The organism is Klebsiella sp. 1SOBk5mer (assembly GCF_046603115.1).
Classification (GTDB): Bacteria; Pseudomonadota; Gammaproteobacteria; order Enterobacterales; family Enterobacteriaceae; genus Klebsiella; species Klebsiella quasipneumoniae.
Genome location: NZ_JBKIUU010000002.1, coordinates 191,371 through 216,348 on the forward strand (window position 1 = coordinate 191,371; position 24,978 = coordinate 216,348).

28 protein-coding genes and 1 pseudogene are annotated in these 24,978 nt (G+C 52.5%); 26 read left to right on the forward strand and 3 right to left on the reverse strand.

Annotation, left to right across the window (positions count from 1 at the left end; genetic code table 11):
- Positions 1-111: 111 nt before the first annotated feature.
- Positions 112-285 (forward strand): annotated as a pseudogene (locus tag ACLH1U_RS06585) (DinI family protein); the annotation flags it as partial.
- Between the two features lie 147 nt (positions 286-432).
- Positions 433-1,482 carry a DNA cytosine methyltransferase gene (locus ACLH1U_RS06590; RefSeq protein ID WP_094284753.1) on the forward strand — a complete coding sequence of 350 codons (1,050 nt, stop codon included), beginning with the start codon at positions 433-435 and terminating at the stop codon, positions 1,480-1,482.
- Positions 1,483-1,525: 43 nt separating this feature from the next.
- Here the strand turns inward: ACLH1U_RS06590 and ACLH1U_RS06595 are convergent, their stop codons facing one another.
- The 3 genes from ACLH1U_RS06595 to ACLH1U_RS06605 form a co-directional block, all read right to left on the reverse strand.
- Positions 1,526-3,484: an ATP-binding protein gene (locus ACLH1U_RS06595; protein ID WP_222920578.1), complete on the reverse strand. Its 1,959-nt coding sequence runs from the start codon at positions 3,482-3,484 to the stop codon at positions 1,526-1,528.
- A gap of 437 nt (positions 3,485-3,921) precedes the next feature.
- Positions 3,922-4,965 (reverse strand): phage portal protein, encoded by a 1,044-nt coding sequence (locus ACLH1U_RS06600; protein WP_411299140.1) that lies wholly within the window; start codon positions 4,963-4,965, stop codon positions 3,922-3,924.
- Positions 4,965-6,734, reverse strand: a complete 1,770-nt coding sequence (locus ACLH1U_RS06605) for a terminase ATPase subunit family protein (RefSeq protein ID WP_411299141.1) — start codon at positions 6,732-6,734, stop codon at positions 4,965-4,967. The genes ACLH1U_RS06600 and ACLH1U_RS06605 overlap by 1 nt, the downstream gene beginning before the upstream one ends.
- Before the next feature lie 165 nt (positions 6,735-6,899).
- Between ACLH1U_RS06605 and ACLH1U_RS06610 the strand changes: the two genes are divergently transcribed.
- The 24 genes from ACLH1U_RS06610 to ACLH1U_RS06725 all read left to right on the forward strand — a co-directional run bounded on the left by ACLH1U_RS06610 (position 6,900) and on the right by ACLH1U_RS06725 (position 24,963).
- Positions 6,900-7,754, forward strand: coding sequence for a GPO family capsid scaffolding protein (locus ACLH1U_RS06610; RefSeq protein ID WP_064149090.1), 855 nt, complete (start codon positions 6,900-6,902; stop codon positions 7,752-7,754).
- Positions 7,755-7,827: 73 nt separating this feature from the next.
- Positions 7,828-8,886 carry a phage major capsid protein, P2 family gene (locus ACLH1U_RS06615; RefSeq protein ID WP_411299142.1) on the forward strand — a complete coding sequence of 353 codons (1,059 nt, stop codon included), beginning with the start codon at positions 7,828-7,830 and terminating at the stop codon, positions 8,884-8,886.
- A 3-nt stretch (positions 8,887-8,889) separates the two neighbouring features.
- The gene (locus ACLH1U_RS06620) at positions 8,890-9,633 is read left to right on the forward strand and encodes a terminase endonuclease subunit (RefSeq protein ID WP_064149091.1); all 744 of its coding nucleotides are present in this window, start codon (positions 8,890-8,892) and stop codon (positions 9,631-9,633) included.
- Between the two features lie 96 nt (positions 9,634-9,729).
- Positions 9,730-10,236, forward strand: a complete 507-nt coding sequence (locus ACLH1U_RS06625) for a head completion/stabilization protein (protein ID WP_411299143.1) — start codon at positions 9,730-9,732, stop codon at positions 10,234-10,236.
- Positions 10,236-10,439 carry a tail protein X gene (locus ACLH1U_RS06630; protein WP_004175163.1) on the forward strand — a complete coding sequence of 68 codons (204 nt, stop codon included), beginning with the start codon at positions 10,236-10,238 and terminating at the stop codon, positions 10,437-10,439. The genes ACLH1U_RS06625 and ACLH1U_RS06630 overlap by 1 nt, the downstream gene beginning before the upstream one ends.
- A gap of 4 nt (positions 10,440-10,443) precedes the next feature.
- On the forward strand, positions 10,444-10,734 hold the full coding sequence (locus ACLH1U_RS06635) for a phage holin family protein (RefSeq protein WP_004195910.1): 291 nt from the start codon (positions 10,444-10,446) through the stop codon (positions 10,732-10,734).
- Positions 10,721-11,218, forward strand: coding sequence for a glycoside hydrolase family protein (locus tag ACLH1U_RS06640; RefSeq protein WP_064149092.1), 498 nt, complete (start codon positions 10,721-10,723; stop codon positions 11,216-11,218). The genes ACLH1U_RS06635 and ACLH1U_RS06640 overlap by 14 nt, the downstream gene beginning before the upstream one ends.
- Positions 11,215-11,646 (forward strand): Rz-like lysis system protein LysB, encoded by a 432-nt coding sequence (gene lysB / locus ACLH1U_RS06645; protein ID WP_411299144.1) that lies wholly within the window; start codon positions 11,215-11,217, stop codon positions 11,644-11,646. The genes ACLH1U_RS06640 and lysB overlap by 4 nt, the downstream gene beginning before the upstream one ends.
- Positions 11,528-11,779, forward strand: a complete 252-nt coding sequence (gene lysC, locus ACLH1U_RS06650; RefSeq protein ID WP_142744847.1) for an Rz1-like lysis system protein LysC — start codon at positions 11,528-11,530, stop codon at positions 11,777-11,779. The genes lysB and lysC overlap by 119 nt, the downstream gene beginning before the upstream one ends.
- A complete protein-coding gene (locus ACLH1U_RS06655) occupies positions 11,742-12,209 on the forward strand; it encodes a phage tail protein (protein ID WP_040227505.1) in 468 nt (155 codons plus the stop codon). The genes lysC and ACLH1U_RS06655 overlap by 38 nt, the downstream gene beginning before the upstream one ends.
- The gene (locus ACLH1U_RS06660; protein WP_411299145.1) at positions 12,202-12,657 is read left to right on the forward strand and encodes a phage virion morphogenesis protein; all 456 of its coding nucleotides are present in this window, start codon (positions 12,202-12,204) and stop codon (positions 12,655-12,657) included. The genes ACLH1U_RS06655 and ACLH1U_RS06660 overlap by 8 nt, the downstream gene beginning before the upstream one ends.
- Before the next feature lie 4 nt (positions 12,658-12,661).
- Complete coding sequence (locus tag ACLH1U_RS06665; RefSeq protein WP_411299146.1) at positions 12,662-13,558, forward strand: DUF2971 domain-containing protein; 897 nt, start codon at positions 12,662-12,664, stop codon at positions 13,556-13,558.
- A 74-nt stretch (positions 13,559-13,632) separates the two neighbouring features.
- Positions 13,633-14,274 carry a phage baseplate assembly protein V gene (locus tag ACLH1U_RS06670; RefSeq protein ID WP_411299147.1) on the forward strand — a complete coding sequence of 214 codons (642 nt, stop codon included), beginning with the start codon at positions 13,633-13,635 and terminating at the stop codon, positions 14,272-14,274.
- Positions 14,271-14,618 (forward strand): GPW/gp25 family protein, encoded by a 348-nt coding sequence (locus ACLH1U_RS06675; RefSeq protein WP_411299148.1) that lies wholly within the window; start codon positions 14,271-14,273, stop codon positions 14,616-14,618. Before ACLH1U_RS06670 ends, ACLH1U_RS06675 begins: the two co-directional genes overlap by 4 nt.
- A 4-nt stretch (positions 14,619-14,622) precedes the next feature.
- Positions 14,623-15,531: a baseplate assembly protein gene (locus ACLH1U_RS06680; RefSeq protein ID WP_411299149.1), complete on the forward strand. Its 909-nt coding sequence runs from the start codon at positions 14,623-14,625 to the stop codon at positions 15,529-15,531.
- A gap of 7 nt (positions 15,532-15,538) precedes the next feature.
- A complete protein-coding gene (locus tag ACLH1U_RS06685) occupies positions 15,539-16,126 on the forward strand; it encodes a phage tail protein I (protein ID WP_411299194.1) in 588 nt (195 codons plus the stop codon).
- 1 nt (position 16,127) lies between these two features.
- A complete protein-coding gene (locus ACLH1U_RS06690; protein ID WP_411299150.1) occupies positions 16,128-18,392 on the forward strand; it encodes a hypothetical protein in 2,265 nt (754 codons plus the stop codon).
- Between the two features lie 5 nt (positions 18,393-18,397).
- Positions 18,398-19,135, forward strand: a complete 738-nt coding sequence (locus ACLH1U_RS06695) for a hypothetical protein (protein ID WP_411299151.1) — start codon at positions 18,398-18,400, stop codon at positions 19,133-19,135.
- A 12-nt stretch (positions 19,136-19,147) separates the two neighbouring features.
- Positions 19,148-20,224, forward strand: coding sequence for a phage tail protein (locus ACLH1U_RS06700; protein WP_064163664.1), 1,077 nt, complete (start codon positions 19,148-19,150; stop codon positions 20,222-20,224).
- Positions 20,225-20,333: 109 nt separating this feature from the next.
- Positions 20,334-21,515: a phage tail sheath protein gene (locus ACLH1U_RS06705; RefSeq protein ID WP_411299152.1), complete on the forward strand. Its 1,182-nt coding sequence runs from the start codon at positions 20,334-20,336 to the stop codon at positions 21,513-21,515.
- Positions 21,516-21,528: 13 nt separating this feature from the next.
- Positions 21,529-22,044 (forward strand): phage major tail tube protein, encoded by a 516-nt coding sequence (locus ACLH1U_RS06710; protein ID WP_014343412.1) that lies wholly within the window; start codon positions 21,529-21,531, stop codon positions 22,042-22,044.
- A 60-nt stretch (positions 22,045-22,104) separates the two neighbouring features.
- Positions 22,105-22,380: a phage tail assembly protein gene (locus tag ACLH1U_RS06715; RefSeq protein WP_135720618.1), complete on the forward strand. Its 276-nt coding sequence runs from the start codon at positions 22,105-22,107 to the stop codon at positions 22,378-22,380.
- A gap of 32 nt (positions 22,381-22,412) precedes the next feature.
- Positions 22,413-22,532 (forward strand): GpE family phage tail protein, encoded by a 120-nt coding sequence (locus tag ACLH1U_RS06720; protein ID WP_014343413.1) that lies wholly within the window; start codon positions 22,413-22,415, stop codon positions 22,530-22,532.
- The gene (locus ACLH1U_RS06725) at positions 22,525-24,963 is read left to right on the forward strand and encodes a phage tail tape measure protein (protein ID WP_411299153.1); all 2,439 of its coding nucleotides are present in this window, start codon (positions 22,525-22,527) and stop codon (positions 24,961-24,963) included. The genes ACLH1U_RS06720 and ACLH1U_RS06725 overlap by 8 nt, the downstream gene beginning before the upstream one ends.
- The last annotated feature ends 15 nt before the right edge of the window (positions 24,964-24,978 follow it).

Genomic DNA, 24,978 nt, shown 5'->3' on the forward strand with positions numbered 1-24,978 from the left:
TTCATATCCATATCATGCACATACGTTATCTTTGTGTGTAACTTTTTTCTTTCATCTTTTTATCGATACATGATACTGTATATTTATACAGTATCCCGTATTGGAGGTTGTGTGGATAGAGATTTAAACGAGCAAGTCATGATTGAACGGGTCGAGATGATTGCGCGTCTGACAGCTGAAGGTACTTGTCATGAAAGAGATCGTGAAATTGCACTCAACTTAATAGCTGAGATTACCAGAGGGAATCTATTTGAAAATCATAATGTTGCTGCCTTTATGTCAAGTTTAGATATGGCTGACATCAAATGAGTTGCTATCCGCAACATTTTAATTAACTTATTGATTTTCATATCTGTTTTTTTTATTCAAGTAAGCATCGATGACGCGATAGAACAATGTTACAATCATCGCAGCATTAGAAGGAGGTTTATCTTGATTAAGGTTGTTGATTTGTTTTGTGGAGCGGGCGGCCTCACTCATGGCCTTCAGAAGTCTGGATTGAATGTAGTTGCAGGCTATGATATAGACGCGGCTTGTCGATTCGCCTATGAAAAAAATAACAAATCTCTCTTTGTCCAGAAAAGTGTGACGGACATTGAAGATGGTGAGCTACAAAAATATTTCGATGGAGCGAAGGTTAAGGTCTTGGCTGGCTGTGCTCCATGCCAACCTTTTTCAAGTTATACAAATAGCGCTAAGCTAGGTGTTGTACGTTCTAAAGATAAAAGATGGTCTTTACTTTACAGTTTTGCTAAACAGATTAAGATGGTAAAGCCAGATATTATAACGATGGAGAATGTTCCAAGAGTGGTAAATCATAAAGTCTTTAAGGATTTTATAAAATCACTTAAGAAAGATGGATATTTTGTCTGGTATGATGTTGTTTTCTGTCCTGACTATGGAATGGCTCAAAGTCGATCAAGATTAGTATTGTTAGCCTCAAAGTTTGGTGAAATAAAATTAATTCCGCCAACCCATGAGAAGGATAATTATAAAACTGTTAAAGATATTATAGGCGGTTTGCCTGAGATTGAGGCTGGTTCTGGTCATGTTGAAGATAAATTGCATCGTTCTGCATCATTATCTGAAATAAATTTCAAAAGGATAATGGCTTCAAAACCTGGTGGTACATGGCATGATTGGCCTGAAAATCTTAGGGCGAAATGCCATACTAAAGAAAGTGGCTCTACATATACTGCGGTATATGGACGGATGAGTTGGGATAAACTTGGGCCAACAATTACAACCCAATGTATAGGTTTCGGAAATGGACGTTTTGGCCATCCGGAGCAGAACCGGGCACTAAGTTTAAGAGAGGCTGCACTTCTACAATCATTTCCTGAAAAATATGAGTTTTGGCCTGAAGATGTTAAAATGGAAATGAGAACCGTTGCACGTTTAATCGGTAACGCGGTGCCTGTTAGGCTCGGCGAGATTGTTGGAAAAACCATTCTGGAACACATCTCGAAGCTTGACGTTTAAAGCCCTAATGCCCCTATTACTTTTGGTAGTAGGGGCTTTTGTTTTAGATACCTTCCACAATTTTCATTATTCTAGCTGCATCATTTTTCTTATCTTGATATTCAGCATATGCTTGCTTTGATTGAGTGATTAAATCACTGTATGTCAATACCTTACCGTTAATTGATAATAATTGCATATTTACAAAATGTTGATCTGCTGCATGATATCCTGTACCCAGCAAAAAGATAACCTCAATATGAGGGATATTTCCGCCAGGACAGCTTTTGGGGTTATTATTAAACCATTGGGTTGTTGCTTGTACATACTTATGTCCTTGAGCAACAAGCGCCATTATATCAGGCTGAACTTTAGGCCGTTTCATCTCGATAATCACATGTTTTCCAGATACAGTTTTAAATGCAATATCGATTCGCGCTCCACTTGTTGCATCAGGATTAACCTGCTTCAGTTCCTTAGTTAAAGTTTGCTCCATTACTGAAGACCCGGTTACTCGTTCCCATGATGGATCCAGCAACCAAAGGTGATCGTAAAGATACATCTGAACAGCTCTTTCCAGTTCATTATCGTCTGTAATCTTCTGAAATTTTTCAATGACTTTTAATCTCTGAGAGGTAATTTCATAAAACATACTAGCTTCAATATCATTAACAGATGCAAAGACATCCTTAAAGTTTTCAGATTGAAGATTACTTATTTTGTCCAGTGCATCAAGATTATCTTGAATTCTTAAACGTTCAAATGCTAGGACAGTATTTTTCAAAACTGTTTTTCTTGCACTTTTTTGTTCATCCTCATCCCCAGAGAAACGAAACGTATTTACTTTCCCCAATAATTTTTCAGCGCTGTCTCTCTCATGTTTTTTTAGCGAGTTCAACCAATCACTTACAGCTGGTGTATTTTGTTTTACTTCATCAATACCCTTTTCTCGTCTCCACTTATCCCAATCCTTATCGATTTGTTGAAGTGAGCGTTCCAAAAAAGACTTCAATACTGGATATCTTGGATCATTCTGTTGTAGCTTCTGTCGAGAAGATGTAGCCATATCCGGTTTTTCATTATCATCTAAAAAATCTGCTACGATTTCACCGACGAGATAATTCGTAAATACTTTAGCACTGCCAAATTCAAGAAGAATATCCTCTTCAAACACACGGCCATTTGATATTACAGTTATTGTGTTGTTAGAGATTTCAGGGTCTTTTTTAAGCTGAGATGGACGACCAACACTACCGATGTAACCACTTACCTGAACCTCAACACCTTCAAAAATAATAACATTTGGAAGTGTGTTTTTCTGAGTTAAGTTAACACATGATTTAACTCGCTCAGGATCTGATGGTCCAAATTCCCATAAAAACTCTAGATCAGACAGAAAGTCTCTATCGGAAGGGTTAATGTCTGTGCCGTTAATTTTAACAGTAAAGTTATGATTTGGCCCAATAATACTGAACCGCCGAGCTATCCTTTTCCTTAAATAACTTTGTGTTCTATCGATCGCTTTTTTAAGCTCAAATAATTTAATTGTTGTACCATAGGGTAAGCCTTCTGGGATTGGAATGGAATTAGCAATATAATTTCTCGTGCCTTTTATACATTCCTGAAGTTCTTTAACATCAACCTCGAATGCTTGAGGTTCTTCTCCCTTCTTATAAGAGTAGACTTGAATCTTATTGGCAAGTGAAAACATCGCTAATTTTCCAATTCCTTTTCTACCCATAACCTGACGTTTCAAGTTATCGCTTTTAGCGCGGCCATGTTCCCTACGGGCATAACCCACCTTGAGAAACCTATTAATTATTTCATCTTTTGACATACCATGGCCATCATCCTTGATAATAACCTCTCCTTTATCAACGTCTAAGGTAATATCAACATTTTTAGCATCAGCATCCCAAGCGTTAGAGATTATTTCCGTCAATACTGCTGGGGTGTTCGAATAAAGACTCATTCCAAGATGATTAAGCACATTTAAATCAATCTTTATCTCAAATTCTGACATACATTAGTTCCTTGTTAAGTTAGTATGTGTTTAGCTACTAACTATCAATAAGTTAGAACGAAGATAAGTCCTGACAAGTCTCAAATCAAGTACTCATCTCCGCCTACTTACAACGACATGATATTGGTTGCATTTTTCTGCATTAAATCGCATGTGTTTTACTCACATGCTACTTATCAACACAGCCAGTACCGGAGCGCCTCCGGCGCATTCGTGCACCTGCATTAAAATCGCCCCATGAAGCGGGCAGGCGTGGCGGGGAAAGCACTGCGCGCCAGCGTACTTTTGCGCATTTATTTTCGCAACCTGAGCGCGTCGCTGCGCCGCGCGGATTCGCGAGGGTGTCGGTGGGCGATGCGGAGGCGTTCGAGGGCGTGGCGGGCTTTTGAGGCGATCAGGCGTGGGGGTAAGAAAAAGCCGCCCGGAGGCGGCGGAAATCAGTCACTTTCGGTGTCGAGGGTGTAACTTTTGAACCGGATCACCTCCTGACCGACCCACTCGTTGACCTCTCGCATTCTGTCCTGTAACGGGATGAGCTCGTTACGAACAAACACTTTTGCCACCTTTTCGATGTCACCGAGCGAGCCGACGTTTTCCGGCTTGCCGCCCATCAGCTGGAACGGGATGCGGTGAGCGTCGAGCAGGTCGGCGGCGCTGACTTTTTTGATATTGAAGAAATCGTCTTTCGTTGCCACCTCACTAAGCGGCACAATTTTTATGCCGTCCGGTTTTCCGTGCGGTGCGTAGAAAAACAGATTTTTGAAGTTGCCGAGCCCCTTCGAACTGCGCATCGCATCGCGCAACGCCTCAACATCGGTACCGCTTTGCGCGGCGTCCGTCACATACATGATGTAACCTGCATGAGCTCCATTCTGGTAATACTTGCGACGGAACAGCGTCGCCGCTTCATTCAGCCAGGCGGAGTTTAGCGCGCTGAGATATTCCGGCATGCCGTACAGCTCCTGGTTGATGTCTGGCTCCAGCAGGTGGAATACGGATCCCGGCGCGAACGGGTGCGGCTGGTCAAATGACGGCACCCACCAGTAGACATCATCCTCAATACCACGCCGCGTGTATTTCGCCGGTGACGCTTCCAGCTTCAGCGGGTGACCGGTGACACTCTTTCGGAGCTCTAAAAACGCGTTGCCAAACACCAGAAAATCAAGCGCGAAGCGGCTGAAGTCCTGTTGTGACAGTAGCGGGTGCGGAATAAACGTTGAGGCCAGAATGTTGCGCTTAACGTAAATCGGCGAGCTGTGATGAACGGCGGCACGCAGGCTTTTTGCCAGCCCGTTAAAGCTGACCGGTGGCTCGAACCAGCGGCCATTATTGACGCATTCCACGTAATCCAGAATATCGCGGCGGTCGAGCACGGCGCTCGGTTCACCAAAGGTAAACGCCTCCGCTTTCTGGGGCGCGCTGTCTTTCATGTTGCGCGGGCGCTGTTGTGGCTGCGGCTTGCGGCCTTTGTATTTACTCATCAGTTGAACTCCAGAATGGACGATGTGGCCTGGCCGCTGCCAGCGGTCAGCGGTTCGTTTAACAGCGCGTGCATGGTCGCCCAGGCGACGTCCGCGTGACTGGCTTCCTCGGTGCGGCTGGCCTCATAGGTGGCGCTGCGCCCGCTGCTGGTCATGGTCTTGCGGATAGCCATAAACGAGGTGGTGATGTCGGTGGCGCTGACGTCATATTCGAGACAGCCACGGCGGATAACGTCCTTTGCTTTCAGCACCATTGCGGTTTTCATTTCCGGCGTGTAGCGGATATCGCGGGCGGCGGGATAAAACGAGCGAACCAGCTGGAAGACGCCAATACCGAGGCCGGTCGCATCGATACCGATGTACTCGACGTTGTATTTCTCGGTGAGCTGGCGGATGGATTCGGCCTGCGTCGCAAAGTCCATGCCTTTCCACTGATGGCGCTCCAGAATGCGAAACTTGCCCCCGGCGACAACCGGCGGTGCGAGCACCACACACCCGGCGCTGTCGCCGCTGTGCGAAGGGTCGTATCCCACCCAGACCGGGCGGGAGCCGAACGGGTTGTCGGCGAACGGCGCAAAGTCTTCCCACTCTTCCAGACTGTCGACCATGCAGCGTTGCAAATCCTCGAACGGGAACACCGACGCCTTGTCGTCAACGAACTCGCACATAAACAGATTGCGGAAGTCGTCGACGCTGTTTTCGCGCTTGAGTTGCTCCAGATTGAACAGCGTACACCCCCCGGCGAGCGCATCCTCAATGGTGACAATCTGCCGCCACTGACCGTCAGGACACGCTACGCCAGCGGCGAGCGCGTCATGACTGATATCGATGTCAACCCGCTCGCTGGCGCTGGCGCGGCCCCGGTTGAATAATTCCCCCGACCAGAACGGGTAAGCGCCGTGTGCCAGGGTGGAAGGTGTCGAAAAGTAGGTGCTGCGCAGGTGGCTTTGTGAGGCCATGCCCGACGACACTTTGCGTAGTTTCTGGAAGTTGGGGATCCAGAAAATTTCGTCGACATACAGGTCGCCGTTGTGGCTCTGCGCGGTGTTTGAGTTGGTGCCGAGAAAAATCAGCTTTGCGCCGTTGTTGCCTATGACAATCGGGTCACCGGTCAGGTCGACATCGACCCGGCGGGCAAACTGAATGATGTACTCGCGGAATACATACGCCTGCGTCTTACTCGCTGACAGGAAAATCTGGTTATGGCCGGTTTTCAGCGCATGCAGCAGCGCCTCGCGGGAAAAGTAGAACGTCGCCCCAATCTGGCGCGATTTCAGAATGTCGCGAATACGGTGCTCAAGCCCGGCGCGGTGCCAGCGGAGCTGATACTCGAAAGACTCCGCGAAAAAAATCTCTTCCAGTTTCTCGATAGCCTCGTCGCTGAAAAAGTTCTTTATCGGCTTTTTGCGGTCGCCTTTGTTGCGGTTGGCCACATTGGGATTAAGGTCAACCTCATTTCCGGTCTGGCCATAGCGATTAATGCGCGCAAAGCGCTCCATCTGTCGGGCCAGAAAATCCGCCACCTTGAAATCGTGGGGTGTCAGGTTGGGCTTTGCGTAGAGCTGAATCAGCCGGGCCTCTAAGGTGCTTTCAACCCGGTTCAGCGGTGCGGTTTCCTCCCACTGGTCGCGCTGTTTCCAGCTCTGCACCGTCGGGCGTTTGGTCTGCAACATTTCGGCAATCTGCGGCACGGAAAACCCCTGCCAGTACAGTAAAGCCGCCTGGCGTCGCGGGTCGTTTAATAAAGTGGTGTCGGTGGTGATGGTCATGGATGCCTCGCCGTGATTGATACAGGGCAAGGCTAAATAAACGGGTGATGCGAATCGCTAAGGTGCTGTTGTGTGAGGGATAAGCCATCCGGGATTGATAGCGGGTGGGCGGCGACGTCGGGAAACTAACCCCGACCCGTTAACCCGATATCAGGACTCCTGACAATGGCAAAAAAAGTTTCAAAATGGTTTCGCATCGGCGTCGAAGGCGATACCTGTGACGGCCGCGTTATCAGCGCGACGGATATTCAGGAAATGGCCGAGACCTTTGACCCCCGCGTCTATGGTTGCCGCATTAACCTCGAACACCTGAAAGGCATCCTGCCGGATGGCCCGTTCAGCCGTTACGGCGATGTGGTTGAGCTGAAGTCTGAAAAGATTGACGATGATTCGGTACTGAAAGGCAAGCTGGCGCTGTTCGCCAAAATCACCCCGACCGATGACCTTATCGCAATGAATAAAAAATTGCAGAAGGTCTACACCTCAATGGAAATTCAGCCGAATTTCGCCAATAGCGGTAAATGCTACCTGGTCGGCCTCGCCGTGACCGATGACCCGGCCAGCCTCGGCACCGAATACCTCGAATTTTGCCGGGGTGCCAAATTTAACCCCCTCAACCGCTTCAAAGCCGAGCCGGGCAACCTGATTTCCGTCGCCACCCTCGCCGAGCTGGAGTTTGAAGACCAGGCGGAAAATGTCTTTACCGCCCTGAGCGACAAAGTGAAAGCGATCTTCAGCCGCAAACAGGCCAGCGATGACGCCCGTTTTCAGGATGTGCATGAAGCCGTGACTACCGTCAGTGAACATGTGCAGGAAAACCTCACCGCCACTGAGCTGCGTCTTGCCACGCTGGAAAATGCCTTTGCGACGCTGAAACAGGACGTCACCACGAAGGCCGACCAGACCAGCCAGGCATTCAGCAAGTTAAAAACGTCGCTGGATAAAACCGAAAGCACCGCGCAGCCACGCCGCAAGCTCTCCACCGGTGGCGGTGGCGATGAGCTGCTGACCGACTGCTAAACGGTCATGAATTTATCGCCGGGCGACAGGCTTGCCCGGTCAGACAACCCGATTTAACCAAACAGGAAAGACTATGCGTCAGGAAACCCGTTTTAAATTCAATGCCTACATGTCCCGCGTTGCTGAGCTGAACGGCATCGACCCGGACGACGTGAGTAAAAAATTCTCCGTCGAGCCGTCCGTCACGCAAACCATGATGAACACCGTGCAGATGTCCTCGGCCTTTTTGCAGAAAATTAATATCGTGCCGGTGGATGAGCTGAAGGGGGAAAAAATTGGCGTCGGCGTCAATGGCACCATCGCCAGTACTACGGACACCAACAGCGGCAAGGAGCGTAAAACCGCCGACTTTACCGCGCTGGAGTCCAACAAGTACGAATGCGATCAGGTCAACTTTGACTTTCACTTCAAATATAAAAAGCTGGATTTGTGGGCGCGCTTCCAGGACTTCCAGCGCCGTATTCGTGATGCCATCATCCAGCGGCAGGCGCTCGATTTCATCATGGCCGGGTTCAACGGCGTTGAGCGTGCCGAAACCTCTGACCGTGCCACTCATCCGATGTTGCAGGACGTCGCAGTCGGCTGGCTGCAGAAATACCGTAATGAAGCGCCGTCCCGCGTGATGAGCAAAATTGTCGACGAAGAAGGGAATGTTGTTTCCGCTGTGATCCGTGTGGGTAAAAACGGCGATTACGTTAACCTCGATGCGCTGGTCATGGATGCAACCGACAACCTGATTGACGAGATTTATCAGGAAGATGCCGAACTTGTAGCGATTGTGGGTCGTAAGCTGCTGGCCGATAAATATTTCCCGATCGTCAACAAAGACCAGCCGAACAGCGAAGCGCTCGCGGCTGACATCATCATCAGCCAGAAACGCATCGGCAACCTGCCCGCCGTCCGTGTGCCGTACTTCCCGGCGAACGCGATTATGGTGACGCGTCTCGATAACCTGTCCATCTATTTCATGGACGAAAGCCACCGCCGATCCATCATCGAAAACCCGAAACTTGACCAGGTGGAAAACTACGAATCGATGAACATCGATTATGTGGTCGAAACCTACGCCGCCGGGTGCTTCATTGAAAATATCAAGCTGGGCGATTTCTCTGCCGCGCAACCGGAGGGCTAACCAATGACGAGCCCCGCACAGCGTCACATGATGCGGGTCTCGGCCATTGAAACCGCGCAGCGGGAAAACAACCCGCTGCGGCATGCCACTGCCTACGAGCAGATGCTGGTTAAGCTGGCCGCAGACCAACGCACGTTAAAAGCCATCTTTGGTAAAGAGCTGAAAGCCACGAAAAAGCGCGAGCTGCTGCCGTTCTATCTGCCGTGGGTTAGTGGCGTGCTGGAACAGGGCAAAGGCGCGCAGGATGACATCGTGATGACCGTCATGCTGTGGCGTCTTGATGTCGGCGATATCAGCGGCGCGATGGATATTGCCCGCTACGCGTTTAAGTACGGTCTGACCATGCCTGGTAAACACCGCCGCCCGCCGCAGTACATGTTTACCGAAGAGGTGGCACTCGCCGCCATGCGCGCCCATGCCTCCGGTGAACCGGTCGTCGTCAGCCAGCTACTCGACACGCTGGCGCTGACCGCCGCCGCCGATATGCCTGATGAGGTACGCGCAAAACTGCACAAAATAACCGGCCAGGTGCTGCGGGACAACAAACAGCCCGCCGACGCGCTGGCCCACCTCAAGCGAGCGATGCAGCTCGATTGTCAGGCAGGCGTCAAAAAAGACATTGAACGGCTTGAGCGAGAGCTCAAGCCCAAACCGGCAACAGTCGTTAAAGCCCCGGTAAGAGCGCCGCGCGCCGTGAAAACCACGGCACCGGCTAAACGTGGCCGACCGAAAAAGACCGCCGGTTAACAGAATGCGCCCCGCGCCAGGGCGGCACGCCGGTCGATGAGGGGGTTTTACCCGACCTGAGACCGGCGTCCACCGCCCACCTATTCAGAGGTAGTCATGACGACGCTGATTATTAAAAAGAACGATGAGCCGCAGCCGGGTGGCGTGGTGGTCATCCCGCCGCCTGCCAGCGATGAGCCGGTGATAAAAAATACGTTTTTCTTTCCTGACATCGACCCGAAACGCGTGCGTGAAGGGATGCGCCTTGAGCAGACCGTCGCCCCGGCCCGGCTGCGTGAGGCCATCAAAACCGGCATCGCCGAAACCAATGCCGAGCTGTTTTTGTGGCGGGAACAGCAGATTGCCGGGGGTTTTAGCAAGCTGGCCGACGTACCGGCTGACGATCTCGACGGCGAAAGCGTGCGCGTTTTCTATTACCTGCGCGCCGTCACCTCAATGGCGACCGCCACGCTCTACGAGCGTTATCGCGGTGTGGATACCAGCGCCAAAGGCGACAAAAAAGCCGACAGTATCGATACCACTGTCGACGAGTTATGGCGGGACATGCGCTGGGCGGTATCACGCGTCCAGGACAAACCCCGCTGCATCGTGAGCCAAATCTGATGCAGGCCATCGCGCAACAGGGCGACACGCTCGACATGATTTGCGCCCGGTATTACGGGCGTACTGAGGGGGTATTCGAGTCGGTGCTCGCCGCAAATCCGGGGCTGGCTGAGCTCGGCGCAGTGCTGCCACATGGCACGGTGGTCGAACTGCCCGACGTCCAGTCATCCCCCGTAACTGAAACAATTAATCTGTGGGAGTAAACACATGACGGAAGGTGAAAAAAGCGTCCTGTCACTCTTTGTGATCGGCGTGCTGATTGTCGTCGGGAAAGTGCTGGCCGGTGGCGAACCCATCACTGCTCGCCTTTTTATTGGTCGCATGCTGCTGGGCGGCTTTGTCTCGATGGTGGCCGGGGTGGCGCTGGTGCAGTTTCCCGACCTGCCGCCCGCCGCCGTGTGCGGATTTGGCTCGATGCTGGGTATCGCCGGTTATCAGGCGGTGGAAATTGCGATTCAGCGCAGGATTAAAAAAGGTGAAAGCGATGGCGGTCATTAAGACACACCCCAACGTCGCGGCATTCCTCGACACGCTGGCGTTTTCAGAGGGTACAGCGACGCACCCGCTGACCCGAAACAACGGTTACGACGTTATCGTCACGGGTATCGATGGCAAGCCGGAGATTTTTACCGATTATCGCGATCACCCGTTCGCCGGTGGACGCCCGGCGAAGGTCTTCAATCGTCGCGGGGAAAAATCCACGGCATCCGGGCGTTACCAGCAGCTTTATCTGTTCTGGCCGCATTATCAGAAACAGCTCGCTTTGCCGGATTTCAGCCCGGTATCACAGGACAGGCTCGCCATTCAGCTTATTCGGGAGCGTGGTGCGCTGGAAGATTTGCAGCAGGGGCGCATCGAGCGCGCGATTTCCCGTTGTCGCAATATCTGGGCTTCATTGCCGGGTGCAGGATACGGTCAGCGTGAGCATAGCCTCGACAGGCTGGTCGCAGTGTGGCGCAAGGCTGGAGGCGTATCCGCATGAAAATAGTCATTATCCTGCTGGCGCTGGCCGGTGCGGGGCTGCTGTGGATGCGACACGATAACAGCAATTTGCGGGCCTCATTTGAACGTGCGAACCGGGTCGCCGGTACGCAGAAAACCACCATCATCATGCTGAAAAATCAGCTCAACGTTGCCGCAGAGCAGTCGCAGCGCAAAGAGCTGGCGCAGGTTGCCATGTGGGACAAACTCACCACGGCTAACCTGCTGGCCTTCCGGCGTGAACAAACTATCACGAGGTTACTCAATGAAAATGACGCGTTTCGCCGCTGGTATCGCGATGATTTACCTGATGCTGTGCGCCGGTTGCACCAGCGCGCCGCCTGCACCAACGCCGCCGCCGGTGATTGTTTACAACGCCTGCCCGAAGGTCAGCCCCTGCCCGATGCCGGGAAGCGATCCGCTGACTAATGGCGACCTGAGTGCGGATATACGCCAGCTCGAAAACGCCCTGAAAAGCTGCGCAATCCAGGTTGATACGGTGAAACAATGCCAGGATGAAATCGATGCAAAAGCCCAACAGTCTTCGAAAAGCCTTAACTGATGCGGTGCCGGTACTGCGTACCAACCCCGATATGCTTCACCTTCGCCTGGACGATGGCAACAATACGGCGACGCTGGCGCGCTCCCTGTCGTTTGAAAAGCGGTACACGCTTAACATCGTGGTCACGGATTTTACCGATGATATTGACCTGCTGTTTGTGCCGATTATGGCCTGGTTGCGCGTCAATCAGCCGGACATCATGACAACCGACGAGGGGCGAAAAAAAGGATTTGCCTGGTTCGCTGACATTAATAACGACAGCAGCCTCGATGTCAGCATCAGCCTGTTGCTGACCGAGCGCACGCTGGTCAACGAGGTCGACGGTGCAATGTACGTTGAGAACATCCCGGAGCCGCCACCGCCGGAGCCGGTGACGAGCCCTGTCGAAATGTGGAGTAATGGCGAACTGGTGAGTAAATGGGATGAATGACTTCAAACCCTTTGAGGACAAGCTTGCCGGGTTGATAGCGGCCCTTTCCCCCGCCGGGCGGCGTCGGATGACCGGCGACATTGCGAAGAAACTGCGCCAGCGGCAACAGCAGCGCATTAAATCTCAGAAAGCGCCGGACGGTTCACCCTTTACCCCGCGTAAGCGCCAGCCCGTCAGAGCTAAGAAAGGCCGGATTAAGCGCGAGATGTTCGCGAAACTGCGTACCAACCGCTATATGAAAGCGAGCGGCGGCGATAGCGCGGCGGTGGTGGAGTTTACCGGGAAAGTGCAGCGTATCGCCCGTATTCACCAGTTAGGACTTAAGGATAAATCAAAGTACCAAAGGGTTGCTGTCAAATATCCAGAGCGTATATTAGTAGGGTTGTCAGATGACGATAAAAGGTATGTGGAACAGTGTTTTTTAATATCATTTGAAATGGTGAGGTGACAACATGGCTACGCCTAGTATGCTATATAAATACATGACCAGTGAGACCTTAATAAAAATCATAGAAAACAGCAGTCTAAGGATATCAAAGCCGAGTGATTTTAATGATCCATTTGATAGTAATTTCCCTGGGTTTTCGGGTAAGGTAAAAGTAAAGCTTATGCTCGAAAGGATGTTCTCAAAACATTCAAAAGACAATGAGGTGTATAAAGAAAAGTTAAAGGAGTTTATTCGTAGGGAGGTGGATACAGAAAAGTTTGAGAGTATTATTAAAGATGCCATTGAAGATTTGAGGCTAGGGTGGGATAGGTATATTGATAATTATAGAATATTATGCTTAACACCTAATAAAGATCACATACTAATGTGGTCTCACTATGCGCAGTATCATCAAGGGGCGGTTCTAGGTTTTGATTTTAGAAGTGAGTTTTTCTTCAAGGAAATAAACGAGGTCCATTATAATAAAAAGGATAGCTTGATAGACGATATTGTAAGTGAAGGTATGAAGGCAATTTCTGATTATGTTTTACATCACCCTTCAAGTTTTGACGTGGCCATTGAACAATTAGACTCCATTTTGAGTGAAGATAGTGCAATAGAAAAAATTGTACGGTACGCAGTTGAAAGGTTGAATCCAAGTTTTTTTAAAAAGAAATACGCTTGGAATTATGAGGATGAGTGGAGGATTGTCAGGTTAAGTAGTGATGGGGAAGTTAATTTCCTCCCCTTCGAAAAAGCCTCACTCAAAGAAGTCATTTTTGGTATAGGCATGAACGAATATAAAAAAGAAAACACCATTAATCTCTTATCCTCCCTTAATTATCAAGCTAAAGTTTTTCAAGCAAGAAAAGCAAACTCGGAAATGACTTTTGATGACATCACTCATCAGGTTTATAAATAAAAGATCTTTTGTGTAAGACTTCATACACCGCTCTTTGATTGCCGCCAATTCTCTTTGGCGGCATCCTTTCTCCCATGAATACACTCGCATCTATCCAGGAACTCGCCCGCGCGATACGCAACATGATCCGCACCGGCATTGTCGTCGAAACTGACCTCGACGCCGGGCGCTGTCGCGTGCAGACCGGTGGCATTTATACCGACTGGCTCCAGTGGCTGACGCACCGGGCCGGGCGCTCGCGCACCTGGTGGGCTCCCTCTGTTGGTGAGCAGGTGATGATTCTGGCCGTGGGCGGTGAGCTCGATACCGCTTTTGTACTGCCGGGTATTTATTCCGACGACAACCCCGCGCCGTCGGCCTCGGAGGACGCCTGGCACGTTGAGTTTCCCGACGGTGCCGTTATGAGTTATGAGCCGGAAACCGGCGCGCTGACCGTCACCGGCATTAAAACTGCCGACGTGACCGCATCCGATACGATTGCCGTCAGCGTGCCGGTGGTGCTGGTCAAGGCCTCGACCCGCGTCACCCTCGATACACCGGAGGTGGTCTGCACCAACAAGCTGACGACCGGTACGCTGGAGGTGAAAAAAGGCGGGAAGATGTCCGGCGACATCGATCACAGCGGCGGCGCTTTCACATCCAACGGTGTCCATGTGGATAAACATGGGCACGGTGGCATCAAACGCGGCGATGAATGGACGGAGGGCACCCAATGACAGCCAGTTATCTCGGCATGAACCGCGCGACCGGTGAGCGCATTTCAGACGTTGACCATATCAGCCAGAGCATCGGGGATATTCTGCGCACGCCCGTCGCCTCCCGCGTCATGCGTCGTGAATACGGCTCGCTGTTGTCGCAGATGATAGACCAGCCTCAGACCCCGGCGCTTGAGCTGCAAATTATGGCGGCGTGCTACATGGCGATCCTGAAGTGGGAGCCGCGCGTCAGGCTGACCAGTATCACCACAGCGCGGCAGTTTAACGGGCAAATGGTCGTCGACGTGACCGGCCAAATCACCGATACCGGCGAGAGCCTTTCCTTAACCATTCCTGTGAGTTGAATCTATGGCAGTTATCGACCTGAGCCAGCTCCCCGCGCCTGATGTGGTGGAAACACTGGATTTTGAAACCATCCTCGCCGAGCGCAAAGCGACGCTGATTTCACTGTACCCGGAAGATGAGCAGGAAGCAGTCGCCAGGACATTAACGCTGGAGTCAGAGCCACTGGTGAAATATCTGGAAGAGAACGCCTATCGCGAGGTGATTTTACGCCAGCGCATTAACGAGGCGGCGAAAGCCGGGATGGTGGCCTATGCCATCAAAAACGACCTCGACCAGCTCGCGGCAAATAATAACGTTGAACGCCTGGTCATCACTCCGGGTGACGATACGCAAATACCGCCAGTGGCTGCGGTATTGGAATCCGACAGCGATTTACGTCAGCGCATCCCGGCGGCATTTGAGGGCATGAGTGTTGCCGGGCCGACCGGTGCCTATGAGTTTCACGCTCTGAGCGCAGATGGTCGTGTGGCGGATGCCTCGGCGAACAGTCCGGCCCCGGCTGAGGTGACTATCGCGGTCCTGTCGCGGGAAGGTGACGGCACGGCATCGGATGATTTATTGCTGGCCGTCAGTACCGCGCTGAATGATGAGAGCGTGCGCCCGGTCGCTGACCGCCTGACAGTCGTCTCGGCCGAAATTGTCAGTTATGCGGTCAATGCGGTGTTGTACGTCTACCCCGGCCCGGCGACAGAGCCCATTCTTGCCGCCGCGAAAGCGCAGTTAACCGCCTATATCACCGAGCAGCGCCGCCTCGGCCGGGACATTCGACTATCTGCCATCTATGCCGCGCTGCATGTGCAGGGGGTCCAGCGCGTCGAACTGCGCGAGCCGCTGGCCGACGTCGTGCTCGACAAAACCCAGGCCGCATACTGCACCGAAACCAGTGTCGTGATCGGGGGATCTGATGAGTAACTCGCTGATGGCGACCGGGTCGTCGGTGCTGGAACAAAGAGCCGCCGAAGCGTGCGCCGTCATCAGCGATTTATCTGTTCCGCTGCGTGATTTATGGAACCCCTGGCGATGCCCGGTAAAGTTTCTGCCCTACCTTGCGTGGGCGTTTTCTGTCGACCGCTGGGAAGAGAGCTGGTCAGCAGTCGAAAAGCGTCAGGCGGTCAATGATGCTTTCTGGATCCACCAACGCAAAGGCACCGTTGCCGCCGTTCGCCGGGTGATTGAAACGTTGGGCTACAGCATGACCCTCCAGGAATGGTGGGAGGTGGCAGACCCCGCCGGGACATTCCGCCTTGAGATTGACCTCAATGATATCGGCGTCTCTGAACCGATGATTAAAGAGCTGGAGCGGATTATCGGTGATGCAAAGCCGGTCAGTCGCCATATATCACAGTTGACACTCTCGGCCAGTGCCTACGGTACGGCGCATATAGGCGCGGCAATAGTTGACGGGGAAGTAATAACGGTTTATCCGCCGGGGTATGAACCGGACGACAGTATTTATTATGACGCAGCCGTGAATTATGACGGTAATTATCACTACTCCGGGAAATAATATGACAAATATTATCGAAACTCCTAAATGGGGAGAGGTTCCACAAATTGCCCGTACCGATAAGGTTGAAGGGGGGCGAGGTGGCGCGGCAAATATTCAGGCTCAGGAACTCGCCAACCGCACGTTACTGTTAATGCAAATGCTGGAAGGTTATTCCGTAGGTGAAAAGCCTTACGATAACGAATCAGAGGCGCAGGCGGATATTGATAGCGGTTTAATTAAACCGGATGCCATCTTTACCGTGCGCACTGATGATGCTGATTACTGGCTGGATGAATATAAAAATATTAATGGGGTTGCCACATCTACCGGGAAGAAGTTACCCAGCGATAAAATGGTGCAGGAAATTAAAAACAACTTTTTCCAGGCGCGTCATGATGGCGATGTGATGCTGGATTTTGTTGATGATGACTGGTTTTCTTTTTTCCGTGTAATGGCAAGCGGCGCGTTCGGGGCCATTAATTGCATGGTCGCCCCGGATGGTCTGTATGTAAAGGACATGGAAATCTCGCACGAAGAGGGTGAGCCGGGACTGATTTACCGTGACCCGGACGGGTTCACCGTGACGATTATCGGGCCGGAAGGCATCGGGCAACGCCCGGGGACGCTGAACGGCGGCGGCAAATTCCACACCGAAACCACGGATGGGGCCTGGCTGCGTCTGGAGGATGTGGACGGATTTTATTCTGATGTGGCTGACCAGTCCGGGAAGCCGGCCCCGCACGCGCTGAGTGGTGACGGTAAATTTACGACGAAAGCCGGCGGAACAGGCTGGCTGAACCTTGAGGATGAGGAAGGTTTTTTCAAAGCATTGACGGATGAGAAAGGCGAACTCATCGGGGTGAAAAAAAGCCCGGATGAAGGCTTCGACCTCACCGCCGCCGACGCGCAAAACAAGGCGTATTCGCAAAACGTCCGCGCTCGCTATAACGCGGCTGTGCAGCGTCTGGTTAGTGGACTGAATCACCTGATTATTTACAGTCAAAGTCTTGGTACGCAGCAGGAGGGGTGGCCCGCTCTGAGTAAGGAGGTGATCGAGGAATACGATAACCTGATGCTGGGTAATTCTATTCGCCCGGCCAGCCGGACTAATGCGGCATTTTCCCCTCTGGGTGGTGCTGCGCTTAAACCGCTGCGGGCTGTTGTGCAGTCTGATACCGGCAACAATCTGCTGACGGATGAGCAGGTTGCAGCCCTGTCTCCTGGGGCCGGAAATGAAGGCGAAGGCGGCGTGGCAATGGCTAACGCCCTGCGTCGTCTCTGGTTGCAACGTAATTGCATGGAGCGTGACCCGACCCGGCGCTTTGTCCTGTCCAGCACCGGCGTTAACGGCCGCAGCATTGAACAGTTATCAAAAGGGGCATCCCCTGAGATTTACCAGCGCCCGCTACAGGTCGTGCAGCAGGTGAAAGCGCTGGCTGACCAGCTCGGCGTTTCGTATTCCATCGCGGCCATTCTCTGGATCCAGGGCGAGTGGAATTATCTGAAGATGAACGGCTCAAATGACAAGGCGACTTATAAGCTCAATCTCGGAAAGCTGTACAACGACATGATTGCGGATATGGCTGTCGGTATTGCCGGACAAAAAGCGCCGCCAGCGTTGTTTATGTATCAGACGGGTGCGGGATATACCCGCGACGATGCCGAATTGTCTATCGGGATGGCGCAGTGGGAGTTTTGCCAGGAAAACGATAACGCCTATATGGTCGGGCCGGTCTACCACTACCCGGACAAAGGCGGTCACCTGGGGCCGAACGGCTACCGCTGGTTTGATATGAAAGTCGCCCAGGTTAAGCACCTGGTATTAAACGAGGGGCAAGGATGGGAGCCGCTGGGGCCGATTAAAATCAAAATTATCGGGCGCGAGGTTTTCGTGTTTTATCACGTGCCATCTCCGCCGCTGATGTTCAGGCCGACCTATGTCAAATACACCGCGACCATGTACGCCGATAAAGGGTTTCGGGTGACTGACAGCGCCGGGACGGTGGCAATAACCGGGGTTGAGATTGTGGCCGACACCATTATCAAAATTACCCTGGGCCGCGATATCGGCGGGGACGCGAAACTCTGGTATGCCGACCAGACCGCGCACACTGGAAACGGCAACGTTTTTGACAGCGATAAGTTTAACGCGTTGGATGATTTTATTTTTGAAGCAGGAACGGGCCAGTACGAAACGGAAAATATTCCGGAGCTGGTTGGCAAACCATACCCGTTAAATAACGCCTCAGTGCAGTTTTGTCTGAATATTCCTTACGGAGAGTAAACAATATGGTTATGGTTATTAAATCTAACGTCCCGTCGAATACTATCGCAAACCCGGACGGATGGAATCCCCCGTTTAATACGGATGGTATGTTATATGTGGGTATCTACGGGCGTGGCATTGCTAAGAATTTCGCAAAAAATGGGGTTGATGTTGTCGTTAGTGGTTCGCCTGTTGTGAATAATCATTTTGCAAAATTTACCGCAAATGATTTTATTGATACTGGGATTGAAAATACCAAACAGGCAACCTTAATCACGATCACAAAAAGGAAGGTCGAGGCACGTCGTCAGTTTTTAATTTCGAGTTATAAGGGTGATAAAGCGTTTGGCCGCTCGGTGCTGTTCGGGTCGGGGGCCGGGGCATTAACGATGTACTCGCATTACACCGGGCAGAACGCCAGCGGAGAAGAGTCAAATATTTCTTTTTCGACGTATTTTGTGCCATCACTTCTGGACGGAAGCCCTGCATTTATTTATGCAAGGGATACCGGTAAAACCCTGAGCCTCGGCGATGTAACCGGCAATAAAAATAACAGCAATACGGCGCCGGGCACGATGGAATCCTTTGTCACACCGGGGCTGACGTACATGATTGGGCGGAGTCATAACAACGCCGAGGTACCGGCAGATAATGAAATCGCGGCCGCGATGATTTTTGACCGTGCGCTATCTGATGCCGAAATCACGGCGATTTATGCCTATTTCCAGGGCTATTTTGCCCGTCGCGGTATCAGCATTTAAGGCGGTGGCGCAATGGCAGGAAAAAAATATATTGCGATTCTGACGCCTGCCGGAGAAGCGAAACTGGCAGCGGCAGCGCTGACGGGGGAGCCAGTAGGCTTCTCCCATATGGGCGTCGGAGATGGCGGCGGGACGCTGACGCAACCCTACGCCACGCAGACGGGGTTGATTAATGAACTGTACCGCGCCCCGCTTAACAGGCTGGTTATCGCTGACAGTGGCGCAAATATCATCCGGGCCGAAATGGTGATGTTCCCCCAAGTCGGCGGATTCTGGCTGCGCGAAGCGGCGCTCTATGACGATGAGGGCGTGTGTCTGGCACTGGCAAACCTACCGCCGTCGTATAAGCCGCTCCTCGCTGAAGGTTCTGGCAGGCAGCAGGCGCTAAATCTGTGGATAGCGGTTAACAATACCGCCGATGTACAGCTGATGACCGACCCGGCCGTTATTGTTGCCTCAGTCGCTGAGGTTGAGCGGGCAAAGAATGAGGCAAAGGATTATGCCGATAATGTCGCAGGGCAGCTCGACACGGATATTCAGCAGGTGATTGCTGATGCGATAACGGCGGCTAAGCGTGATTTTTGGGAGGATGAAAACCCGGTTGGAACCACACGCTTTTTTAATCGGAACGTCAACCCGAATGAAAAGTGGCCCTGGTCTGAATGGGTGTACACCGGCGAAAACAAAACGATACGCGTCTGCAAGGCTGACGGTTCAAACGTCGGGCAGACTGGCGGCAGCGATAGCGTTACGCTCCAACGCGCAAACCTGCCTGCGGTACAGATTGACGTGAGCGGCGAAACCAGTGAACAGGAGGAGCAGAAGATAAGAACATCTGAAGACGGCGAGCACAATCATGGTGGTGTCGCTGGTAAGGATAACCCGTGGGAAATAGGCGGGGATGTTCGGCAGCTCTTTAACCCGAAAGAGCTGGGTGTCACGGATATGGGCGGGAAGCATGACCATGAAGTCATTGTGCCCCCACATAAGCACTCGACCAGCGGCAAAACGGCAAACCTAGGCGAAGGTAAATCGTTCAGTGTGGTGGAAGCCCACACCCTGCTGATGTGCTGGAGCCGCATCGCCTGACCCGTGACGGTCATTCCTGTTGTACTATCCCTGTTACAGCGGGGATGACTCGTCACCCTTTCCACCACGATTGAAAATAATGCTCACCCTTAACCACGGAGTTAAACGGATGAGCGATTTTCATCACGGCGTCCAGGTTGTCGAGATTAACGACGGCACCCGCGTCATTTCCACCGTATCAACGGCGATTATCGGCATGGTCTGCACGGCCAGCGATGCCGATGCCTCCACCTTCCCACTCAATAAGCCCGTACTGATTACCAGCGTGCAAAGCGCCATCGCCAAAGCGGGTACAAAAGGCACCCTGGCCGCATCCCTCCAGGCGATCGCCGACCAGTCGAAGCCGGTCATTGTCGTTGTGCGCGTAGCCGAAGGTACCGGTGACGATGCCGAAGCGCAGACTATCTCTAATATCATCGGCGGCACCGACGAAAACGGCAATTACACCGGGCTGAAAGCGCTGCTCACGGCGGAGGCCGTCACCGGCGTTAAACCGCGCATCCTTGGCGTGCCGGGCCTCGATTCCCTTGAGGTGGCGACCGCCCTCGCGCCGATTTGCCAGAAGCTGCGCGCCTTTGGCTATATCAGCGCATGGGATTGTAAGAACATTTCCGAGGCGATGCTCTATCGCGAGAATTTCAGCCAGCGTGAGCTGATGGTTATCTGGCCGGATTTTCTGGCATGGGATACCACGGCGAACGCGACAGAGACCGCCTGGGCGACCGCCCGCGCGCTGGGCCTGCGCGCCAAAATCGACCAGGACACCGGCTGGCACAAAACTCTGTCAAACGTTGGCGTGAATGGCGTCACCGGCATCAGCGCGTCGATCTTCTGGGATTTGCAGGAACTCGGCACCGATGCCGACCTGCTTAACGAGGCTGGCGTCACCACGCTCATTCGCAAAGACGGTTTCCGCTTCTGGGGCAACCGCTGCTGCTCCGATGACCCGCTGTTTCTGTTCGAGAACTACACCCGCACCGCGCAGGTTATCGCCGACACAATGGCTGCGGGTCACATGTGGGCGGTCGATAAGCCCATCACCGCCACCCTGATTCGGGACATCGTTGCGGGTATCAATGCGAAATTCCGCGAGATGAAAACGGCGGGCTATATCGTCGATGCGACCTGCTGGTTTGATGAATCGGCTAACGACGCGGAGACCCTCAAAGCCGGGAAACTGTATATCGATTACGACTATACGCCGGTTCCCCCTCTCGAAAACATGACGCTACGCCAGCGCATTACCGACAAATACCTGGCGAATCTGGTGTCATCGGTTAACAGCAATTAAGGAGCCCTGACCAATGGCAATGCCGCGCAAGCTCAAATACCTGAACACGTTTCTGGATGGCGTCAGCTATCTCGGCGTTATCGAGTCCGTCACCCTGCCAAAGCTGACCCGTAAGCTGGAAAATTACCGGGGCGGCGGGATGTCAGGCTCGGCCCCTGTCGATTTCGGCCTCGACGATGACGCGCTGGCGATGGAGATTTCCCTCGGCGGCTTCCCTGATGATGCGATCTGGTCACTTTATGGTGCCGTCGGTACCGGGACGCTACTGCGCTATGCAGGCTCTTACCAGCGGGACGATACCGGCGAAACCGTGGCGGTGGAAGTTGAGACCCGTTTCAAGGTGAAGGAAGTCGATAACGGCGAGAGCAAACAGGGCGAGGATACCAGCAGCAAATTATCGCTGGTTTGCACTTACTACAAGCTGACCATGAACGGTAAAGAGCTGGTAGAAATCGACGTCCTCAACATGATTGAGAAGGTGAACGGCGTCGACCGACTCGACCAGCACCGCCGCAATATCGGCCTGTAATTTTTCCCCGGCCAGCATGTCTGGCCGGTTAACCCGGAATCCGTAAATAGTGAGAAACTCATGAGCAAAGAAAGCATAGTCACCCTGGAAAACCCGATCAAACGCGGCGAGCAGGTCATAGAAAAAATCACCCTGATGAAACCCAACGCCGGAACCCTGCGCGGCGTTAGCCTGGCGGACGTCGCTCGCTCTGAAGTGGATGCCCTGATTAAAGTGCTGCCGCGTATGACCAGTCCTTCTCTTACCGAATCGGATGTCGTCATGATGGATTTACCCGACCTGATGGCGCTGGCAACAAAGGTGATCGGTTTTTTGTCGCCGAATTTGGCGGATTAATTTTCCCGAAAGACATGTCGGTCGATGACCTGATGGCGGATATCGCGGTGATTTTTCACTGGCCGCCATCAGAATTATATCCCATGAGCCTGACCGAGCTCACCACCTGGCGCGAAAAGGCGCTACAGCGAAGCGGAAACACGAATGAGTAACGACGTTAAATTGCAGGTTTTACTCAAGGCTGTTGACCAGGCGACCCGCCCGTTTAAAACCATCCAGACAGCGAGTAAAACGCTGTCTGGTGATATCCGGGACACTCAAAAATCACTGCGTGAGCTTAACGGTCAGGCATCCCGTATTGACGGATTTCGCAAGGCCAGCGCGCAACTCGCCGTTACCGGTCAGGAGCTGAAGAAAGCTAAACAGGAAGCCGCCGCGCTGGCGATCCAGTTCAAAAATACGGAGCAGCCTACCCGTGCACAGGCGCAGGCGATGGACGCTGCACGAAAAAGCGCCGCCGCGCTACAGCTTAAACACAACAGCTTACGGCAGGCTGTACAGCGCCAGCGGCAGGAACTCAGCCAGGCGGGAATTAATACCCGTACCCTGGCCGCGGATGAACGCCGGTTAAAAACCAACATTAGCGAAACGACAGCACAGCTCAATCGTCAGCGTGAAGCGCTGGCGCGGGTCAGCGCGCAACAGGCAAAGCTCAATGCGGTTAAGCAGAGATATCAGGCCGGTAAAGAGCTGGCCGGAAATGCGGCCGCAATGGGTGCCGCCGGTGTCGGTATGGCGACGACAGGCACGCTGGCCGGTGTTGCACTAATGAAACCGGGTTATGATTTTGCGCAGAAAAACTCCGAGTTACAGGCTGTACTCGGCGTGGCGAAAGACTCCGCAGAAATGACTGCGTTGCGAAAGCAGGCCCGACTGCTGGGCGACAATACTGCCGCCTCTGCCGATGATGCGGCCGGTGCTCAGATTATCATTGCGAAAGCAGGCGGAGACGCGGCAGCGATTCAGGCGGCGACGCCCGTCACACTTAATATGGCGCTTGCTAACCGTCGAACAATGGAAGAGAACGCCGGTTTGCTGATGGGGATGAAATCAGCTTTCCAGCTTACTAACGAGCAGGTCTCTCACATCGGTGATGTCCTGTCGATGACAATGAATAAAACCGCCGCAGATTTTGACGGGCTTAGTGATGCGCTGACATATGCTGCGCCGGTGGCGAAAAATGCCGGTGTCAGCATTGAGGAAGCCGCTGCAATGGTTGGCGCCCTACATGATGCGAAAATTACGGGGTCAATGGCTGGTACGGGTAGTCGCGCTATTTTAAGTCGACTCCAGGCACCGACCGGGCAAGCCTACGCGGCGATTAAAGAGCTTGGGGTTAAAACGTCAGACAGTAAAGGGAATACCCGCCCGATATTTACCATCCTGAAGGAAATGCAGGCCAGTTTTGATAAAAATAAACTGGGTACCGGTCAGCGCGCTGAATACATGAAAACGATATTTGGCGAAGAGGCCAGTTCTGCCGCCGCTGTTTTGATGAACGCGGCTAAATCAGGAAAGCTGGATAAGCTCACGGCTGCATTTAAAGCCTCTGACGGTAAGACGGAGGAACTAGTTAAGGTTATGCAGGAAAACCTCGGCGGCGACTTTAAAGAGTTTCAGTCGGCATATGAGGCTGTAGGTACTGACCTTTTTGACCAGCAGGAGTCCTCTTTACGTAAACTGGTGCAAACCGCTACCGGCTACGTGCTCAAACTTGATAAGTGGATCCAGCGAAATAAAGAGCTCGCGCAGACGCTGGGGGTGATTACCGCTGTGGCGATCGGGGTCGTGGGGATGATTGGGGCTATTGGACTGATTGCCTGGCCGGTGATAACCAGTGTAAATGCCATCATCGCCGCTGCGACGGCACTCGGTACCGTATTTACTACGGTGGCCGGTGGCGTTGTGACTGCAATTGGCGCGATCTCCTGGCCGGTTGTTGCTGTCGTGGCCGCAATAGTGGCCGGGGCATTGCTCATCCGTAAATATTGGGAACCCATCAGCGCGTTTTTTGGCGGTGTGATGGAAGGATTGCGCACGGCCTTCGCGCCAGTAGCAGAACTATTTGCACCGCTTAAACCGATGTTTGACTGGCTAGGCGGAAAACTTAAAGCCGCATGGGACTGGTTTAACAATCTGATTGCGCCGGTTAAATCATCACAGGAAACGTTAAACAGTTTCCGAGATGCCGGTGTGTTGTTTGGTCAGCGCCTTGCCGACGCTCTTACTTTACCGCTTACAGCATTCAATAAGCTGCGCAGCGGTATTGATTGGGTACTTGAGAAGCTCGGCATAATCAACAAAGAGTCCAGTACGCTTGACCAGACTGCCGCAAAAGCAAACGCAGCCACGCAGGGTAACTCTTATATCCCGGCTACCAGTACTTATAGCGGCTATCAGGCATACCAACCTGTCACCGCACCCGCCGGGCGTTCTTACATCGACCAGAGCAAAAGCGAGTATCACATTTCCGTTGATGGTAGCGGGAACGGCACGCAACTCGATCGGCAACTACAGGATGCGCTCGAAAAGTTTGAGCGTGACAAGCGTGCTCGTCAGCGGGCCAGCATGAACCACGACTGACAGGAGGTAACGAGA